The sequence below is a fragment of the Streptomyces sp. Y7 genome, from assembly GCF_043195415.1.
GTDB lineage: Bacteria > Actinomycetota > Actinomycetes > Streptomycetales > Streptomycetaceae > Streptomyces.
In genome coordinates this window covers 246041-261959 of sequence record NZ_JBIDDQ010000001.1, presented here as the reverse complement: position 1 = coordinate 261959, position 15919 = coordinate 246041, and the positions used below count along the sequence as shown (strand labels likewise).

Annotated in this window: 14 protein-coding genes; 8 read left to right on the top strand and 6 right to left on the bottom strand. The window is 68.4% G+C overall.

Going from position 1 to position 15919, the window contains the following annotated elements:
* Positions 1-104: 104 nt before the first annotated feature.
* Positions 105-1145 carry a DUF6215 domain-containing protein gene (locus ACGFW6_RS01070; protein WP_393503099.1) on the top strand — a complete coding sequence of 347 codons (1041 nt, stop codon included), beginning with the start codon at positions 105-107 and terminating at the stop codon, positions 1143-1145.
* 211 nt (positions 1146-1356) lie between these two features.
* Here the strand turns inward: ACGFW6_RS01070 and ACGFW6_RS01065 are convergent, their stop codons facing one another.
* From ACGFW6_RS01065 to ACGFW6_RS01050, 4 genes are all read right to left on the bottom strand, one after another.
* Positions 1357-2103, bottom strand: coding sequence for a hypothetical protein (locus ACGFW6_RS01065; RefSeq protein WP_393503098.1), 747 nt, complete (start codon positions 2101-2103; stop codon positions 1357-1359).
* A 674-nt stretch (positions 2104-2777) separates the two neighbouring features.
* Positions 2778-3350 (bottom strand): YceI family protein, encoded by a 573-nt coding sequence (locus ACGFW6_RS01060; protein WP_393503096.1) that lies wholly within the window; start codon positions 3348-3350, stop codon positions 2778-2780.
* A 42-nt stretch (positions 3351-3392) separates the two neighbouring features.
* The gene (locus ACGFW6_RS01055) at positions 3393-3875 is read right to left on the bottom strand and encodes a hypothetical protein (RefSeq protein WP_393503094.1); all 483 of its coding nucleotides are present in this window, start codon (positions 3873-3875) and stop codon (positions 3393-3395) included.
* A 408-nt stretch (positions 3876-4283) separates the two neighbouring features.
* Positions 4284-5102, bottom strand: coding sequence for a hypothetical protein (locus ACGFW6_RS01050; RefSeq protein ID WP_393503092.1), 819 nt, complete (start codon positions 5100-5102; stop codon positions 4284-4286).
* A 277-nt stretch (positions 5103-5379) separates the two neighbouring features.
* Between ACGFW6_RS01050 and ACGFW6_RS01045 the strand changes: the two genes are divergently transcribed.
* Together ACGFW6_RS01045 and ACGFW6_RS01040 are read left to right on the top strand one after the other, a co-directional pair.
* Positions 5380-6573, top strand: coding sequence for an acyl-CoA dehydrogenase family protein (locus ACGFW6_RS01045; protein WP_393503091.1), 1194 nt, complete (start codon positions 5380-5382; stop codon positions 6571-6573).
* Between the two features lie 288 nt (positions 6574-6861).
* Positions 6862-7758 (top strand): aminoglycoside phosphotransferase family protein, encoded by an 897-nt coding sequence (locus tag ACGFW6_RS01040; RefSeq protein WP_393503089.1) that lies wholly within the window; start codon positions 6862-6864, stop codon positions 7756-7758.
* 162 nt (positions 7759-7920) lie between these two features.
* Here the strand turns inward: ACGFW6_RS01040 and ACGFW6_RS01035 are convergent, their stop codons facing one another.
* Positions 7921-9147, bottom strand: coding sequence for a PP2C family protein-serine/threonine phosphatase (locus ACGFW6_RS01035; RefSeq protein ID WP_393503087.1), 1227 nt, complete (start codon positions 9145-9147; stop codon positions 7921-7923).
* A gap of 281 nt (positions 9148-9428) precedes the next feature.
* Positions 9429-10133, bottom strand: coding sequence for a serine hydrolase (locus ACGFW6_RS01030; RefSeq protein WP_393503085.1), 705 nt, complete (start codon positions 10131-10133; stop codon positions 9429-9431).
* Between the two features lie 843 nt (positions 10134-10976).
* Here ACGFW6_RS01030 and ACGFW6_RS01025 point away from each other — a divergent pair.
* The 5 genes from ACGFW6_RS01025 (at position 10977) to ACGFW6_RS01005 (ending at position 15812) form a co-directional block, all read left to right on the top strand.
* Positions 10977-12038 (top strand): hypothetical protein, encoded by a 1062-nt coding sequence (locus ACGFW6_RS01025; protein WP_393503083.1) that lies wholly within the window; start codon positions 10977-10979, stop codon positions 12036-12038.
* Between the two features lie 201 nt (positions 12039-12239).
* Complete coding sequence (locus ACGFW6_RS01020) at positions 12240-12668, top strand: organic hydroperoxide resistance protein (RefSeq protein WP_393503081.1); 429 nt, start codon at positions 12240-12242, stop codon at positions 12666-12668.
* Positions 12669-13271: 603 nt separating this feature from the next.
* The gene (locus tag ACGFW6_RS01015; RefSeq protein WP_393503079.1) at positions 13272-13718 is read left to right on the top strand and encodes a VOC family protein; all 447 of its coding nucleotides are present in this window, start codon (positions 13272-13274) and stop codon (positions 13716-13718) included.
* 52 nt (positions 13719-13770) lie between these two features.
* Positions 13771-15216: a dihydrolipoyl dehydrogenase family protein gene (locus tag ACGFW6_RS01010; protein WP_393503077.1), complete on the top strand. Its 1446-nt coding sequence runs from the start codon at positions 13771-13773 to the stop codon at positions 15214-15216.
* The gene (locus ACGFW6_RS01005; RefSeq protein WP_393503075.1) at positions 15213-15812 is read left to right on the top strand and encodes a GPP34 family phosphoprotein; all 600 of its coding nucleotides are present in this window, start codon (positions 15213-15215) and stop codon (positions 15810-15812) included. Before ACGFW6_RS01010 ends, ACGFW6_RS01005 begins: the two co-directional genes overlap by 4 nt.
* Positions 15813-15919: the final 107 nt, after the last annotated feature.

Sequence of the window (15919 nt, the reverse complement as noted above, 5' to 3'; positions counted from 1 at the left end):
GGAGCCTCCCGCGGGGTGAGGCCGCGCTTCGGCGGGCCCTGTATGTGCCCGGAACTGTGGCTTCCACCACGGCGGATGTGACCTTGGCCTGATGTGATCACCGGATGCTCGGTTTCCTCATCCGTCTCCTGCCGTTCTGGGTCCGCGAGCCCCTCCTCATCGCGGTCGGGACCGTTCTCGGCGTACGGATCATGTATCTCGCCGTCCGTGATCAGGATCGGGTCGCGGCCGGTCTCGGCCTGGTGTTCCTCGTGTTCACCGCGACTCGCGTGTACGCGGTGGTCCGGGCGCTGCGCGCACGCCGCAAACCGAGTGAGGCAGTCTCTGCAGCAGGTCCTACGGACGTGGCAGCCGACCAGGCCCAGGGCGGGGCCCCGGCCCAGGCTCAGCCCCAGGCCCCTGCTGCGGCGGTGCCTGGGTCGGGTACCGGCTCGGCCACCGCGGAGAAGGATCACAACCCATGGGTTCAGGCCATCGCGGCCGTGGCCGTGTTCGGGGCAATTGCCGCCGTGCTGTGGGTGGGTCCACGCGTGATGCCGTCCGAGGAGGTCGCCTCGGAGCCCGCCTCCTGTTCCGGTGAGACGCACGAGGCGCTGCCAAAGGCATTCAAGAAGACGCCCCCGCCTGTGACCGGTGAGGAACTGTGCAAGGCGCTCAACCGGTCGGACCTCGCCAAGCTCCTGGGAACGCCTGCGGAGACGGCGTCCACTGCCTCCGGCACCAACAACACCGCGCCGCTCACTGATGGCAAGGTGGCCCAACCTGAGGCCCAGATCGCGTTCGACACGTACACGGTGAATGTCTCGGCCACATACAACGAGCTGACGATTGATCAGTACGTGAAGCTGATGAAGTACGGGACGGAGACGGACATCAAGACGCTTACGGTGCTCGGTCGGCCCGCGGTCTTCTTCTCGGATCACACCATGAAGATCGAGATCGATCTCATGAATGGCGGCTCCGGGGGACCGGTCGAACAAGGCCCCCTGGCCAGGACTCTCACCGTGGCCCTGGACCGTAAGGACCGCGGCGGCTATTTCGACATCACCGTGTGGAGCACGTCCGGAGCCCTGCCCGACGACGGCGCCCTCCTCGACATAGCTGAGAAGGTTCTCCCGAAGGTCCCCGAACGGCCGGTGCGTTGAGGCGCCGACTATATTTCGTCCTCGATACGGCCAAGAATGCCGCGCGATTCCAGCCGTCCGTGTCAAGCAGAATCGAGCCCCCAGCGTCCCGATGCAAATGAGGGGAGTTCTCGTCCTGCCGAAGAACCTCGCGTGATAGTTGGGGCATGTGCCGAGGACCGGATGACTCCACCGCCGCGAAGCCATGCGCAGGACGCTGAAGTACCGGCGGCTACAAATCCTCGTCTTGATCCAGGCTTCTACTCACAGCGTTGCGCACCTCACGCAGGAACGGCTCGATTCCACGCCTGCGTAGCGCCTGCCGCCAGGCTTCCCTCGCTTCGGCCACGTCCTCGTTGCCAACCCATTCCTCATACGCGGCGCGGTGGCGCAGGGCCGACAACAGGAGGCCGATCATGGCGCTCATCAAGCTTGCCGCCGTGGCTGCAGCGAACGACCACCCTGCGGTGAGCAATGTTGAGGCGACCGCCGGTTTCGGACTTGTCATACCCAGTGCGTAACCCACCAGCAGGAAGATCACGGCGGCGACTCCGAAGAGCACGGGCGTAAGGACGGCAAGGACCGCCATAAGCGAAGTACCGGGCCGCCTATCTGGCTGATCATCCGTGAGCGGCGCTCCAGATCCCTGTGTGTCCTTGACCCGTTCCCGCACCTCAACGTACTGCGCGTACTCCGAAGCCGCAGTCGCCGCGATGAGCCCGGACGCTGCGAGCGCCATGGTTCGGAGTTGCTCGGCACTGAGGCGCGCCGTCGGGTGGCCAGTGGCTTCCGCGGTGAGTACTTCGTCCAGTGTGCGCTCGAAGTCGGGACGGTCTTCTGCCAGAAGATGAGACTTGGCCGGGCGATGCGCCTGCGTGATGGTGTCCGATGGGCCGCTCTGGGACGGTGGCGACTCGTCAAGGACGGGTGTGCGGCGTGCGAGCGAGGTGATGAGTTGTTGCATGAATGACTCAGCCATCGCCTGCTCCTTCCGCCGGGGCGGGGCCCGAACCAGAACGCTGATCGGGGACAGGTTCGGAAAGACGCGTTGCATCGACGTGGGACTGCAAGGAGTCTGCCGCAGCACCCTGCTCAGACTCGGCTCCTGCGTCCGGCCGGTCAGCGGACCCGCCGCCCCGGCCTGCCCGGACCATCTCGAGCTCTGCCAACCTCCCGCCGGCCAGTTGTTCCAGGACCTTGGGCGCGGCAATTCCGACGGCAACCACCCCCACTGGACCACCCGCCTGCCCGGAGGCTCCGAACGCCGCGGCCATCCCCACGCCCAGCGCGAGTCTGAGCACCAGGGCCACCAAGTACGGCTTGAGCGGTAACTCGCCTTGGACCCTCCACGGAAGGTTCTTCACCCGGCCAATGGCGCTGTGCAGTTGATGAGCCTCGATGGCACTGGCCCCCAGAAGGCCCCATACACATGCCATCCATACCGACACCGGGAGATGAACACCTCCTCACCCAGACCAGACGCGGACTCCCCGGTTATCCGGGCTGCTCCTGTTGAGCAGGATTGCACCTGGGCAAGTCGTTTTGGAAGAGTGCCGGACAGAGCGGACCAGAGGCGTCAAGAACCTTGAGCTCGAACCGCAGAACCCCGACGGCATCGAGCCCCGCACGGTCGACCAAGCCGTCGAACCGTCCTCAGGCAGCCGTCTCGCCGGCCTCGAGCACGGCCTCGATGTCCACCACGACATCGACCATGGAGCTGACGACGACTCCGCCCCGGTCGACCGCGTCGTTCCAACTCACCCCGAAGTCATGGCGATTGATGCGGGTGGTGGCCGTGAACCCGGCACGCCTCCTGGGGCCCAGGTCGTGACCGTCCTCCCACCAGGGCGTGTCCCACTGTCCCAAGTAGGTGACGTCGAACGCCACGGGATGGGTGACACCCCGCACGGTGAGGTCTCCGACGACCTCGAACTCGGTCGTACTGAACTGCTGAACGGACACGCCGGCGAACGTCCACGTCGGGTGATGCTCCACGTCGAAGAAGTCGGCGCTGCGCAGATGGGCGTCCCGGTCGGGCTGACCGGTGTACACCTGCGTCGCGTCGATGGTCGCGCTCACGCGGGCCTTCTCCGGCTCGTCGGGATCGACATGCAGCCAGCCGTGCACGTTCTTGAGCTGCCCGCGCACGTAGGTGATCATCATGTGTCTCGCCCGGAACTCCGCGCCGGTATGGCCGGGCTCGAAGAACCATCTCGTCCAAGCCATAGCGGCTTCCCTGGAGTCATTCCCCTGGGTGTGATGGCCTGATCAGCGTCGCCGCCTGTGGCGCCGAGGGCCGCGGGCAGTGCATGTGGGTCCGCGGTGTCCGTTGACGCCCTCGGCGATGAGGGCGAGGCCGATGCCCAGTATCCAGGCGTCCTTGGCCAGCGCGATCCCCTGCTCGGTGGGAGCCAGGCTGCCTTCCTGGCGCATGCCCGGCGTACGCAGGTACAGCCCGAGAGTGCTGCACGAGAACGCCGTGAGCGCGGCCCCGGCAACAGCGGCAGGGACGACCGGCAGAAGCAGCGCGGCCCCGATGGCGATCTCCTCGGTGGAAAGCCGCCGGGTGAACGTCTGCGCGTCGACTTTGCCCAGGAATGGGTAGGTGCCGGAGGCGAACTGATGGAGTTGCTCGGCGGTGGCCTCGTCCGCGTTGCGTTTCGCCAGTCCGGAGTTGAGGAAGAACGCACCGACGGAGAGCCTCAGCGGCAGTTGCCGCGCTGCAGAACGCCATGCGGAACCGGATGCCACGTCGAACCTCCCAACCTCGGCCCCGCCTTCCACGATGCCACCGGCCCGAACCATGTCAAACGGGGAGCGATCGCCGCGTGCAACGCGTATCCGGGCGTGCACCGTGGCACATCGCACATCGCACATCGCACAGTGCTCGCCGCGTTGCCGATTCGATCGTGGCTGCCGGTTGATACTCCCCGTGACCACCGTCGTGACGCAGCCGCAAGAGCGTCGCGGTGCGGGAGCGACCCGTGCCTGCGGGCCGTTCGGCGGACTGGCGCCTGCCCGGCCGCCCGTGCCTGTCCGGCTGCCCGGTGCGTGCCCGGGCTGCCCGGTGCCTGCCCCTGCCGCCCGATGCCTGTCCGGCCGCCCGGTGGCCCTCCGACCACCCGATGCCTGCCCGGGACCGCCCGGTGGCCGTCCGGCTCACCCGTTCAGGATGCCGCCGACCTCCGTGACAGGGACCGTGTCCGCAGGCCGCGGAACGGTCACGCGGACCGGCTCGCCGATGTCCGACAGGGTCATGGTCGACGTCACCTGCGCCCCGGACATGTTGACGTTCATGCGGGTCTGCACCAGGCGGCCCCGGCCGTCGACCCATGCGTCCGCGAAGACCGGGAGGTCACTGCCCAAGACGTCGCGGGCCCGGTCCGTCCTCGCGCTGACATCGGGGGCCATGCGCAGAGTGACGGTCCGGTGGTCGAGGATGCCGCGGTAGTGCACGGCACGTACTCCCTGGACGTTCTCCTCGCCCTCCCGGGAGATCTCGCGCATCGCGGCGATCTGCTGCAGGACGTACTCCGGGTCGTTGAGCGGGGCCCGCAGCAGGTAGTGGGCCTGCGCCTTGTCCCGGGGCATGACCCCCCAGGCGTCCTTGCCGATCCCCTGGACACCGCTGATGTAGATCTTGCCGTCCGCGAAGACCTGTTCGCTGTGGTCGATGGCACCGCCGGGAAGGTCGACCGCCAGGTGTCCCTTGTCCGCGGCGAAGTCGAAACCGCCGGCGACGGTGAGGCCGTATACCTGGCCCTCACCCTCCAGTTCGATCTTCTGGCGGAACCCGGCGCTGTCCTCGCGAAGAGCCGCGACGGCCGCTCGTACGGCGGAGCCGGCGGAGCCAGAGCTCGACGACGACGGGGACGACGGTGACACGGCCGCAGCCTTGTCGCCGTTTCCGGCGTCGGCTGTGGAACAGCCGACGCACAGCAGCGCGGCGGCAGCGACGAGCACGAGAGGACGGCGCATGGGATTCTCCGAGGTTCTTGGGCGAGCAGTCGGCCACTGCGGCACCGCCTCGCGCCGTGATCTTACGAAGTTACGCACAACAGTGCGAACCAAATCCGGTGGGAGTGTGCGGTGACAGCCATGAGGGCAACCTCCACGCCCTGATCGTTGGCCGGCACGTCTCGCAGCGCTAACGCCGGCGCCCTCTGCCCCATGCGCCGCCGAGAGTGACTCGGCAGACGACAGGACTCACTCCAGGCTCACGCATTACGCGGCGGAAGCGTGGAAGACGGGGTGCATGACTACGCATACGGATTCGCAGAACGCCGCCGATATCTACGACTTCGAAGGCGCCCTGTCGCCTGAGGAGCGCAAGGTCTTGGTCAAGACGCGGGAGTTCATGCGGGACCAGGTCGCGCCCATGGTGGCCGAGCACTGGGCCGAGGGTGTATTCCCCAAGGAGTTGATCGGCCGGTTCCGGGAGAGCGGACTTGTCGGACTGCCGTATGAGGGCTACGGCGACCACGGCCCCGCGGCCAGCCACCTCCTGACCGGGATGATGGCGATGGAGATGAGCCGGGTCGACGCCTCGGTCGCCACCTTCTTCGGCGTCCACAACGGGCTCGCGATGTACGCCATCCAGGCCGGTGGAGACCAGGCGCAGCGTGACCGCTGGCTGCCCTCGATGGCCAGAATGGACACCGTCGGGGCGTTCGCACTCACCGAGCCGCTCGACGGTTCCGACATCGCCGCCGGCATGCGCACCACGGCCCGACGGGACGGCGACACGTGGGTGCTCAACGGCGCCAAGCGCTGGATAGGCAACGCGACGTTCGCCGACCATGTGGTGGTCTGGGCCCGGGACGTCGACGACGACCAGGTCAAGGGGTTCGTCGTCGGCAAGGGGACCCCGGGGTTCACGGCGGAGAAGATCGAGAACAAGACCTCACTGCGCATGGTGGAGAACGCGGACATCACGCTCGAGGATGTTCGCGTCCCGGAAAGCGACAGGCTGCAGAACGCGTCCTCCTTCCGTGACGTCGCCGAGATCCTGCGCGCCACACGCAGCGGCGTCGCCTGGCAGGCGCTGGGCGTCATGATCGGCGCCTACGAACTGGCGCTGCGCTATGCCACCGAGCGCCAGCAGTTCGGTCGGCCGGTCGCCGGCTTCCAGCTCGTGCAGGACCTCCTGGTGAGGAGCCTGGGCAACATCACGTCGAGCTGGGGCATGCTCCTGCAACTGGCGCGGCTGCAGGACAGCGGAGTGTTCCGGGACGAGCACTCCTCACTGGCGAAGGCGCACGTGACCGCTCGTATGCGCGAAGTCGTGGCCTGGGCGCGGGAGATCTTCGGAGGAAACGGCATCGTCCTGGACTACGACGTCGCACGCTTCTTCGCGGACGCGGAGGCGATCTACTCCTTCGAAGGAACCAGGGAGATGAACACGCTGATCGTCGGCAAGGCGATCACTGGGGAGAGTGCGTTCGTCTGACCGGCGGGGAACGCCGGCCTGACGCGCCGAGGGCGTGGCTGCAGGTTCGCCGCAGGACGCGAAAGCAGCACCAGCGGTGAAGCTTGCAGAGTCGGCCTCCCGGTCCCCAGGGCAACCAACACAACGGCGTGGGTCGCCACTCAGCGTCAGTGAGGCTGCGTGGCGACCACGCTCCGATGAGGTTCCGTGGTGCGCTGTGAAATTCGGTCGACAGGCGGAGCCGCGAACCCTTGTGATGGCTCCGACTGCCCGTCGCAGGGATCGGGCCGGCCACAGGAGTTGCCTTCGGTGACCGCAAGCGTTGCAGACACTCGCCCTCGGATTGATGGGGCACTGGTCAGGCGCCTGGTCGATACACAGTTCCCGCAATGGGCGGAACTGCCCTTGAAGTTGCTCAACCCGGCCGGCTCCGACCACGTGATCTACCGGCTGGGCGAGGAGCTGTCCGTCCGGCTGCCACGCCATGCCGGAGCGATCGGGCAGGCCAGGAAGGAATTCGAGTGGCTGCCTCGACTCGCCCAACACCTTCCGCTGGCCATCCCGGTGCCGGTGGGGGTGGGGGAGCCGGACTTCGGTTATCCCTGGCCCTGGGCGGTGTCCCGCTGGCTGGACGGTGAGGTCGCGACCGTCGAGGCGCTTGCCGACTCCGCCCAGGGCGCCATTGAACTGGCCCACTTCTTGGCCGCCTTGCAGCGGTTCGCCCCCGAAGGCGTCCCCGCCGAGAACACCCGGGAAGACCTCACCGGGCCGCCGTTGTCCGACCGGGACCACGAGACGCGGCTCGCCATCGCCAAGGTCGATGGCACGTTCGACGCCACAGCGATGACCGCCCTGTGGGACGCGGCGCTGAGCGCCCCCGGCTGGGACCGCCCTCCGGTCTGGTTCCACGGCGACTTCCACACCGGCAACCTGCTGACCCTCGACGGCCACCTCACAGCCGTCATCGACTTCGGCGGACTCGGCATCGGTGACCCGGCCTGCGACCTGATGATCGCCTTCACTCTGATGACGGCCGACAGCCGAACCGCCTTCCGTGACGCCCTCGGCGTGGACGATGCCACCTGGATGCGGGGGCGTGGCTGGGCCCTGGCCACCGGTCTGAATGCCTACACCACCTACGCCGCCGTCAACCCGCAAGTCGCCGCGCAGACCACCCGGCAGATCACCCAGGCTCTCATCGGCTGACGACGGCAACACAGAGGTCCCCCCGGGAGAACGCCCGCCCCGTCACCTGCACCGGCCCGCACCGGCACGTGCGCATGGGCGACACCGCAGCCGCTGGGACACGGGAGGGAGGGTGTTCCCGGGGGTGACGGTGCCAGGTTCGTTGGTGGGCGAGGCGGCTGTTCAGACGACGGTCAGGTGGTCTGCCGTGTGGCCGTGCCATTGGGCCATGAAGAGGGTGGCGTCGTCGCTGGTGCGTCCGCCTCGTTCCGTCTTCAGCGTGTGGGAGAGCCGTCGCAGGTCGGCTCGTACTCCCTGGGATGGCTCTTCGCCAAGGCGGTTGACGCAGCGGATGAGGCGATCCTCACCGAACGGTTCGCTGCCGGTGACGTGTTCTTCGATGATGCCGTCGGTGTAGCACAGCACCCGGTCGCCGGGCTGGAGGAGATGCTGGCGGATTCGGGGTTGTTCACCGCCGAAGCCGACCGGGAGTGTTGTGGCGCTCTCCAGTTGCCGCGTGACCCGACCTTCCCGGATCAACAGAGGTGCGGGGTGGCCCGCGTTGACCAGTTCCAGCTCGCCGGTGGCGATGTTGATGTGCATCAGCTGGGCGGTGACGAAGTGGTCGGGCCCGAACTGCCGGGAGATCGCGTCGTCCATGTACTTGTACTTCTCGGCCAGGCTGACGAAGACGCGCCGGGCGTGCCGATAGGCGCCGATGGCCACGGTCGCCATGACGGCGGCGTCCAGGCCGTGGCCCATCGCGTCGATCACGGCCATGTGCAGGATGTTGTCGTTGAGGGCGTAGTCGAAGCTGTCCCCGGCGGCACGGTAAGCGGGCTCCAGGATGCCCGCCACCTCGATCTGCGGCACGGTCATCGTCAGCGGCGGTAGCAGGTTCCACTGGATCTCCGCGGAGACACTCATCGGCTCCCGACGCCGTGCCAGGAAGAACATGTCGGTGTAGGCGTTCTTGGTGACCAGCACGTCGGCGACCAGGCTGGCGAGCCTGCGCAGGAGGCGTCGGTCGTCATGGCCGACGGCGTCCAGGGTCAGGGCCAGCACTCCCACCTGGTCGCTGCCGTCCAGCAGCGGCAGATACATCCGCACGCCGCCGCCATGGTTCTGTTCCACCTCGACGACGTCCGCGCTCAGGAAGGCCCGGCCTGCGGGGGATTCGGCCATCGGTTCGGGCTGGCCGACGTGCAGCTTCCTGCCCACGAGCGGCACCAGCACGTCCTGCGCGTAGTCCTGGAGCAGGATGGAGACGTCACGACCCCCGATCCTGGCCACCTCCTCCGCGACCAGCGGCGCGATCAACTGCGGTGGCATCAGAGGCACCCGGTCCAGCAGCAGGCCGAGCAGCCGCTCGCCGAAACCCTCCGCCCGGTCCACGCTCTCCTCACCCATGCCCCGCCTCTCCGCCTCCCTACGGCCACTGCATGAGCACAACGTGACCTGGCGAGCCGCCGCAACGGCTCATTACTCCATAGGCAGCGTGTCGGCGACGCCGTCCGTGCGCATCAGATGGTCCGGAGCAGAGAGGGAGCGCCGTCCCGGCTCGGGCGAGGGACGGCTCACGGGCCGGTCACTGACGCGCCGTCACCGACCCCTCACCTGTTCACGGTGACGCGAACCCATGCTGGGCCAGGGCGCGAGGGCGGCAGGGTGGGCCGTGGGGGCCGGGTGGCTCACTGTGGCCATGGCCGTGCGTGCGTCGTAGCCGCACCGATGGCTGCCCGGGTGGCCCGTTCGACGAGTTTGATGCCGCTCTTCATCGATGGGTTGCCGCTGCTCAGGACGGAGATCAGGTAGTGGTGACCGTGCACGGTGACGTGTCCGACGCTGTTGATGACCCACAGGCCGGTGGTGTTGCGTTGGTTCCAGCCGTTCTTCAGGGCCCATCGGGAGCCGGGGGAGGCGGCTGCGGAGACTCCCCAGCTCTGGTCGTCGGTGATGTGGGCCATCAGGTGGCGGATGGAGGCGCGCGAGGTTTGGTCGAGCCCTTGCGGCGGGCCGGGGGAGGCGGCCGGTCCCCGGGTGAAGATGGTGCGCAGCAGTCGGATCTGATCGCTCGCGGTGGTCTGGGTGAGGCCCCAGCTGGTGCCGGGGCCGCCCTTGGTCGCCTTCAGTCCCAGCCGTTCATGTGCCGCGTCGAGGCCCTCGGCCTCGCCGATCGTCTGCCACAGAGTGTTGGCCGCTTCGTTGTCGCTGGTGCGGATCATCTCCTCGGCGTCTTCGCGTTCCGCAGCCGTCAGCGCACGGTCCTCGTCCTGCGCCTTGAGCAGCAGCGCTGCGAGGATGCCCAGTTTGCTGATGCTGGCCGTGTCGAACGACTCGTTCGACCTGTAGGCGGCGACCTCCTGGTCGGCGCTGTCCAGATCGAGTACCGCCACCCCCAGCCGTGTTCTCCCGTCCGGCCGGAGGGGCTTCAGCGCCCGGGCAAGTGTCGTGGTGCGGCTCTCACGCGGTGGGCCGGGTACCGGCACCGCCGCCCGTACTGACGGGCCTTGTGTCCGAGAGGGCAGGCCGACGGGGGAGCAGGCGGCGAGCGAGGCCGCAACCGTAGTGGCGGCGCACGCGGCGCAGATCCTCAGCATGCGTGTGCGTAGGCCGCGAGTGGGGGGCGTCAGATTCGGTCCATCGGGCATGAGCGGGCAAGCCTTGGCGTTTCTGGGGGCGAAAGAAGACGGGCAACTGGAAAATATGACAACCCGCATGTGAGAGGGCTGATCTGACGCCCGGACAGGCGGCTCACTACCTGAAAGGCGGAGCGCCCTCACACATCCGGCCCCGCCCCAGCCCGGTTCATACAGGTCCGGCCCCGTTCTCTGGGACAACGGACCTGTAACCACCTCGGCACCCGCGCCACCGCAGGCGACGCGTCCCCTGCCCCGGGGGGCAGAGCATGAGTGTCCAGGTGAGCAGTTTCTGGCGGTGCGGCGGCTGCTGCCGGGCTTCGTCCCGCTCGGCGCAACTTCCCGACCTCCACCGAAAGCACTCGATTCATCGAGACGGCCTTCAGCCCGCCCCTGCGGGGCCGCCCGAATGACTCATCTCTTTCCGTTGTCACATAAACCGTGACTTCGGCTATGGTTCTCACCTCAGCGGCCTGATGGGATTCGTGCAAACGTTCCCACAAGGAGGTCGCAGGTTGATACGCCTCACCGCAAGAACACCTGCAGGACGCCGCTTAGCCCTCGGCGCGATCTTTGCGATCGTCATGGGGTCTGTTGTGAGTGCCGGTACCACCGGCACTGCCAACGCGGCTGGCGAAGCCGACAGCCCACCGCCCGTTCACGGCCCCGGCGTCCGGGCAGTTGCGGCCAGAGCCGAACACTCCCAACGGACCGGAGGTCGGCCCGCCGTTCACCAAGGCCAACAACGTATGGCAGGCCGACACCACCACGCCGACGCTACGTAACACCGTCACGGCGCGCAGCGGTCACAAGACCACCGCGACGTTCGAGGTTCACACCACCGACTCCGCCGGCAAGCCTACGGCCACCGTCGTCAAGCTGACCGACGAGAACGAGTGGGGCGTCCTGGTCTCCGGCGAGGTGACCGCCGGTAAGCCGGCCTCGGTCACGGTGCCGGCCGGCAAGCTCAAGAACGGTGTCACCTACGCGGTCCGCTCCTCCGGGTACGACGCCACGAGCGACGTGTACGAGAACGACTGGTCCCCGTACTCCACCTTCAAGATCAACGTTCCTCCGGCTGAGAAGCCGTACGTCACCTTCCCGGCACCACAGGCGACCTCCGGCATCGACTCGCTTGCTCAGACGCCGATCGAATTCACGCGTACCGATCCCGGTCCGATCACGGGACTGCGTGGCGAGGGCAGCGACCGGAAGTGCTCCGCCCCGGATGCTGAGGGGCGGAAGCTGTGCATCGAGATCACTCGTGACGCGCCGAGTCCCGAAGACGCAGCAGTCGCCAAGAGGGCGATTGCTGATCGTCCGTCATACCCGCGACCCTACGGGGCCCACCCTCCTCAACGGCACACCGCCCGTCGGCACGACACTCGTCTGCGTCCCGGGCGCCGGAGGTTCGCCGACGCATGCGGGACTAAGCGGGCAGAGCCCCGCCGTCACCTTGCTGCCGTTGCTCACGCCGCACGCCGCACGCCGCACGCCGCACGCCGCACGCCGCACGCCGGCCCGCGCACGCAGCCCGCCCTGCGGCCCGGGAATGTGCACGGGGGTCGGCTGGGTGTGGAGCGAGCGGTGCAACTTCGAGTTGACCTGGTAAGCGGTCGCCTCGAGCAGAGTCGTTGGCTTCAGCATCGCGCTGCCTTCTGAAACTCCCTACGACGGGTGCCGGGCCACGTCCCTCGGTGCGGGCGCACCGTGCATGAAACTGTGCGACCCCACCTCATCACCGGCTTGACCGGTGACGGACGCGCTGCCATGATTACGTCACCGCCTCAACCGGTTATGCGGAGAAAGTGTCCAGGTCGGCGGGCGTCCGAAACCAATCGACCCAGATGGAGAGCAGCAGTCATGGCAGTCAGCTACACCGCAGTTGTCGACGTTGACGGAGAAGGCCGGAACGGCGGTCATGTCCGCTCCTCCGATGGTCTGTTGGAGACCAGCCTCGCCCTTCCCAAGGAACTCGGTGGTGCCGGGACCGCGACCAATCCGGAGCAGCTGCTGGCCGCCGGCTGGGCCGCGTGTTTCCTCGGTGCTCTGCGCCGCGCGGCCACCTTGCGCAAGATCCGGCTCACCAGCACGACCATCACCGCCGAGATAACTCTCACCCACGGCGACGACGGTGAGTTCTCGCTCTCCGCGGTGCTCAGTCCCGTCCTGGGCGGCGTCGACCAGGCCACCGCCCAGGAACTCGCGCATGCCGCCCACCAGATCTGCCCGTACTCCAAGGCCACGCGCGACAACGTCCCGGTCACCATCAACGCCGGCGCCGCCGCCTGATCCGTCCCCTGGACCGCGGGTCCCGTGTTCCCCCTGCACGGGACCCGCCACTTTTCAGCAACATCAGCACCACCTACCGAGAAGTGAGGGCCGGACATGGCTTCCGCAACGCACACACACGTACGGATCGCCCCGCAGAGTTGTGTGGCCCCTGCCCGAGCCTCTGGCGCGCGGACGCCCCATGAAGCGGCGAGCAACGGGGACCGGGGCTGGCCGACCGACACGCAGGTGTGGAACTGGGCGGAGAGCGCGGCCCTCTCGGGATACGGCCCGTCCGTCTTCAGCTTCACGCGACAGCCGGCGGAATGACCGACCCCGGCGCCGGAGGCAACGCCCGGACCGGTCACCTCAAGCTCTGTTCTTCCGTCATCAGTCCATCGGTCTCGGCACACGCGATCGGCGGGCGGATCCTTCACACCTCACACGTATCGATCGCCTGGACGTGCTCGACTCCGGTAGCGGCATGGCTCAGGGGCCTGGAAGCAACGTCCGGACGAAACACACCGTCAGGTGACTGAGGCCGCGCACATGTGTCGCGGCCGACACTGAGCGGACGGCATCAGCCGTCGTACGAACGAACCACCCGAAAGTGAGAGCACAGACATGGACATGAAGCTCGAAGTCGTCATCCTGCCCGTCGCCGAAGTGGACCGGGCCAAGGGCTTCTACGTGGAACAGCTCGGCTGGCGCCTCGACGCCGACTTCCCGATGAGCGACGGCTACCGGATCGTGCAGGTGACCCCGCCCGGTTCCGAGTGCTCGATCATCTTCGGGGAGGGGCTCACCCGGCAGGAGGCGGGCACGCTCCACGGCCTTCAGCTGACCGTCACGGACATCCTCAAGGCCCAGGAAGAGCTGACTTCCCTGGGTGTGGAGGTCTCCGGGCCGTTCCGCGACGAGACCGGTGCCTTCCACCACGCCGGCGACACGCACCGGGTGCCCGGCGTGCACCCCGAGCGGGCCAGCTACGGCACCTTCGCAGCCTTCAAGGACCCCGACGGCAACGAGTGGTTCCTGCAGGAGGTCACCGAGCGCGCCCCCGGCCGCTGAGACCCGCTCCGTCCCCACCCCATCCCACCGGCAAACGGCCACCGGAGGACCCATGCCGATCGAGAACTCCCGTACGTACGACGTCATAGTGATCGGCGCCGGCCCGGTCGGCGAGAACGTCGCGGACCGCACCACCGCCGCGGGGCTGAGCACCGTACTCGTGGAGAGCGAACTGGCAGGCGGCGAGTGCTCGTACTGGGCCTGCGAGCCCAGCAAGGCCCTGCTGCGCCCTGTCCTGTTGCGCGCCGATGCCGCGCACGTCCCGGGCCTGGACCCCGCCATCAAGGGGCCACTGGACGTCGAGGCCGTCCTGGCGCACCGCAACAGAATGTCGGGCGACTGGCAGGACGACGGTCAGGCCGAATGGATCAAGTCGGCCGGCATCGAACTGATCCGTGGCCACGGCCGGCTGACGGGCACGCGGGAGGTGTCCGTGTCGACTCCCGAGGGCGACACCGTCCGGCTGCGGGCCCGGCACGCGGTCGCCCTCTGCACCGGAAGCAGCGCCGCCCTGCCCCCGCTGCCCGGGATCGAGAAGCTGTGGCCCTGGACCAGCCGTGAGGCGACCAGCGCCCAGCGGGCGCCGCAGCGCCTGGTGATCGTGGGCGCCGGTGTGGTCGGCGTCGAGATGGCCACCGCCTGGCAGGCCCTGGGGAGCCGGGTGACCCTGCTCGCCCGGGACGGCGGACTGCTGCCCAGGATGGAGCCTTTCGCGGGCGAGTTGGTCGCCGAACGGCTGCGGGAAGCAGGCGCGGACGTGCGGTTCGACGTCTCCGTCGTCGGCGCGGAGCGGGTGGGCGAAGGCGGGAACGAGGTCCGGGTGACCTTGTCGGACGGTGATGTGATCACCGCTGACGAGATCCTCTTCGCCACCGGTCGCGCCCCACGCTCGCAGGACATCGGCCTTGACACCGTCGGACTGAACCCGGGGGACTGGCTCACCACCGACGACAGCCTCACCGTCACCGCCGTGCCCGGACACTGGCTGTACGCGGTCGGCGACGTCAACCGCAGGGCCCTCTTCACCCACCAGGGCAAGTACCAGGCCCGTGTCGCCGGAGCCGTGATCGCCGCTCGTGCCCGGGGCGAGCGTCTGATCACCGGCCGCTGGGCCCCGCACAGCAGCACGGCTGACAGCGAGGCCGTCCCCGGCGTCGTCTTCACCGACCCCGAGGTCGCCTCCGTGGGGCTGACCGTCCGCGAGGCCCAGCGCACCGGACGGGACGTCGAGGTCGTCGACTACGAGATCGGTCACCTCGCGGGCGCCGTGCAGTACCGCCCTGACTACCAGGGCCGGGCGCGGATCCTCATCGATCGAGAACGTCAGACCGTCGTCGGCGCCACATTCGTCGGGCCGGGCGTCGCCGAGCTGCTGTACTCAGCCACCGTTGCCATCACCGGGGAGGTGCCGGTGGAGCGTCTGTGGCATGCCGTGCCCGCCTTCCCCACCATCAGCGAGGTGTGGCTGCGGCTGCTGGAGACGAGGAGGGATTCATGACCACCGCACGCGATCTCATCCTGGTCGCCCTGGCTCTGCCGGCCGAGCGGTCCGTGGCACAGGGAGACCTGTCCCTGGCGCTCGCCGGCGCCGAGGTGATCGATCTGCTGGAGCGTAAGGCGCTGCGCATGGACGGCGACCGAATGGTGCCCGGCACACCGGCCGCCACCGGTGACCGTCTGCTGGACCAGGCGGCTGCCTCGCTCACCTGGCGGAAGCCGTACGACACGGTCGCTGAGTGGCTGTGGCGGCGCGGCGGCGCACTCGCCGCGGCCTATGTCGACGACCTGGAGCGCGCCGGGCTGGTGATCCACCCACGGGGCCCCCTCGGGCTCCGGTCCCGCCACACGGTCCTGGCCCAATCGCAGGCGCGCCGTGCCGCGGAGGAGCGCAGAGCCACGGGTGAGCCCGTCCTCGCCGCGCTGCTGGCGGCCGCGGGGATCGAGGAGAAGCCGGACGAGGCCGCCGAACGTCTCACGGAGGACGCGGTCACGACCGTGCTGGCCGCGGTGGGCGACGCGGTGACGCAACTGGAGGCCGAGCGGCTGCGGCGGGACGTCGAGCAGGCGGCGTTCGACAACGTATGGCGGGCATAGACGCGCTTGAGGTGCGCGCCTGTGGCCATACGTGGGTGAGGTTTCACGCCCGACGCCGGTGCATGTGTGCCGGGCCCCGGGCGCCCTGGGACGCCCGCCGTCCTGGT

Excerpts from the sequence above, each read along its gene's own strand:
- ACGFW6_RS01050 (WP_393503092.1), bottom strand. The coding sequence starts at position 5,102 with ATGCGCCGTCCTCTCGTGCTCGTCGCTGCCGCCGCGCTGCTGTGCGTC.
- ACGFW6_RS01070 (WP_393503099.1), top strand. The coding sequence starts at position 105 with ATGCTCGGTTTCCTCATCCGTCTCCTGCCGTTCTGGGTCCGCGAGCCC.
- ACGFW6_RS01005 (WP_393503075.1), top strand. The coding sequence starts at position 15,213 with ATGACCACCGCACGCGATCTCATCCTGGTCGCCCTGGCTCTGCCGGCC.
- ACGFW6_RS01020 (WP_393503081.1), top strand. The coding sequence starts at position 12,240 with ATGGCAGTCAGCTACACCGCAGTTGTCGACGTTGACGGAGAAGGCCGG.
- ACGFW6_RS01065 (WP_393503098.1), bottom strand. The coding sequence starts at position 2,103 with ATGGCTGAGTCATTCATGCAACAACTCATCACCTCGCTCGCACGCCGC.
- ACGFW6_RS01045 (WP_393503091.1), top strand. The coding sequence starts at position 5,380 with ATGACTACGCATACGGATTCGCAGAACGCCGCCGATATCTACGACTTC.
- ACGFW6_RS01010 (WP_393503077.1), top strand. The coding sequence starts at position 13,771 with ATGCCGATCGAGAACTCCCGTACGTACGACGTCATAGTGATCGGCGCC.
- ACGFW6_RS01060 (WP_393503096.1), bottom strand. The coding sequence starts at position 3,350 with ATGGCTTGGACGAGATGGTTCTTCGAGCCCGGCCATACCGGCGCGGAG.
- ACGFW6_RS01035 (WP_393503087.1), bottom strand. The coding sequence starts at position 9,147 with ATGGGTGAGGAGAGCGTGGACCGGGCGGAGGGTTTCGGCGAGCGGCTG.
- ACGFW6_RS01015 (WP_393503079.1), top strand. The coding sequence starts at position 13,272 with ATGGACATGAAGCTCGAAGTCGTCATCCTGCCCGTCGCCGAAGTGGAC.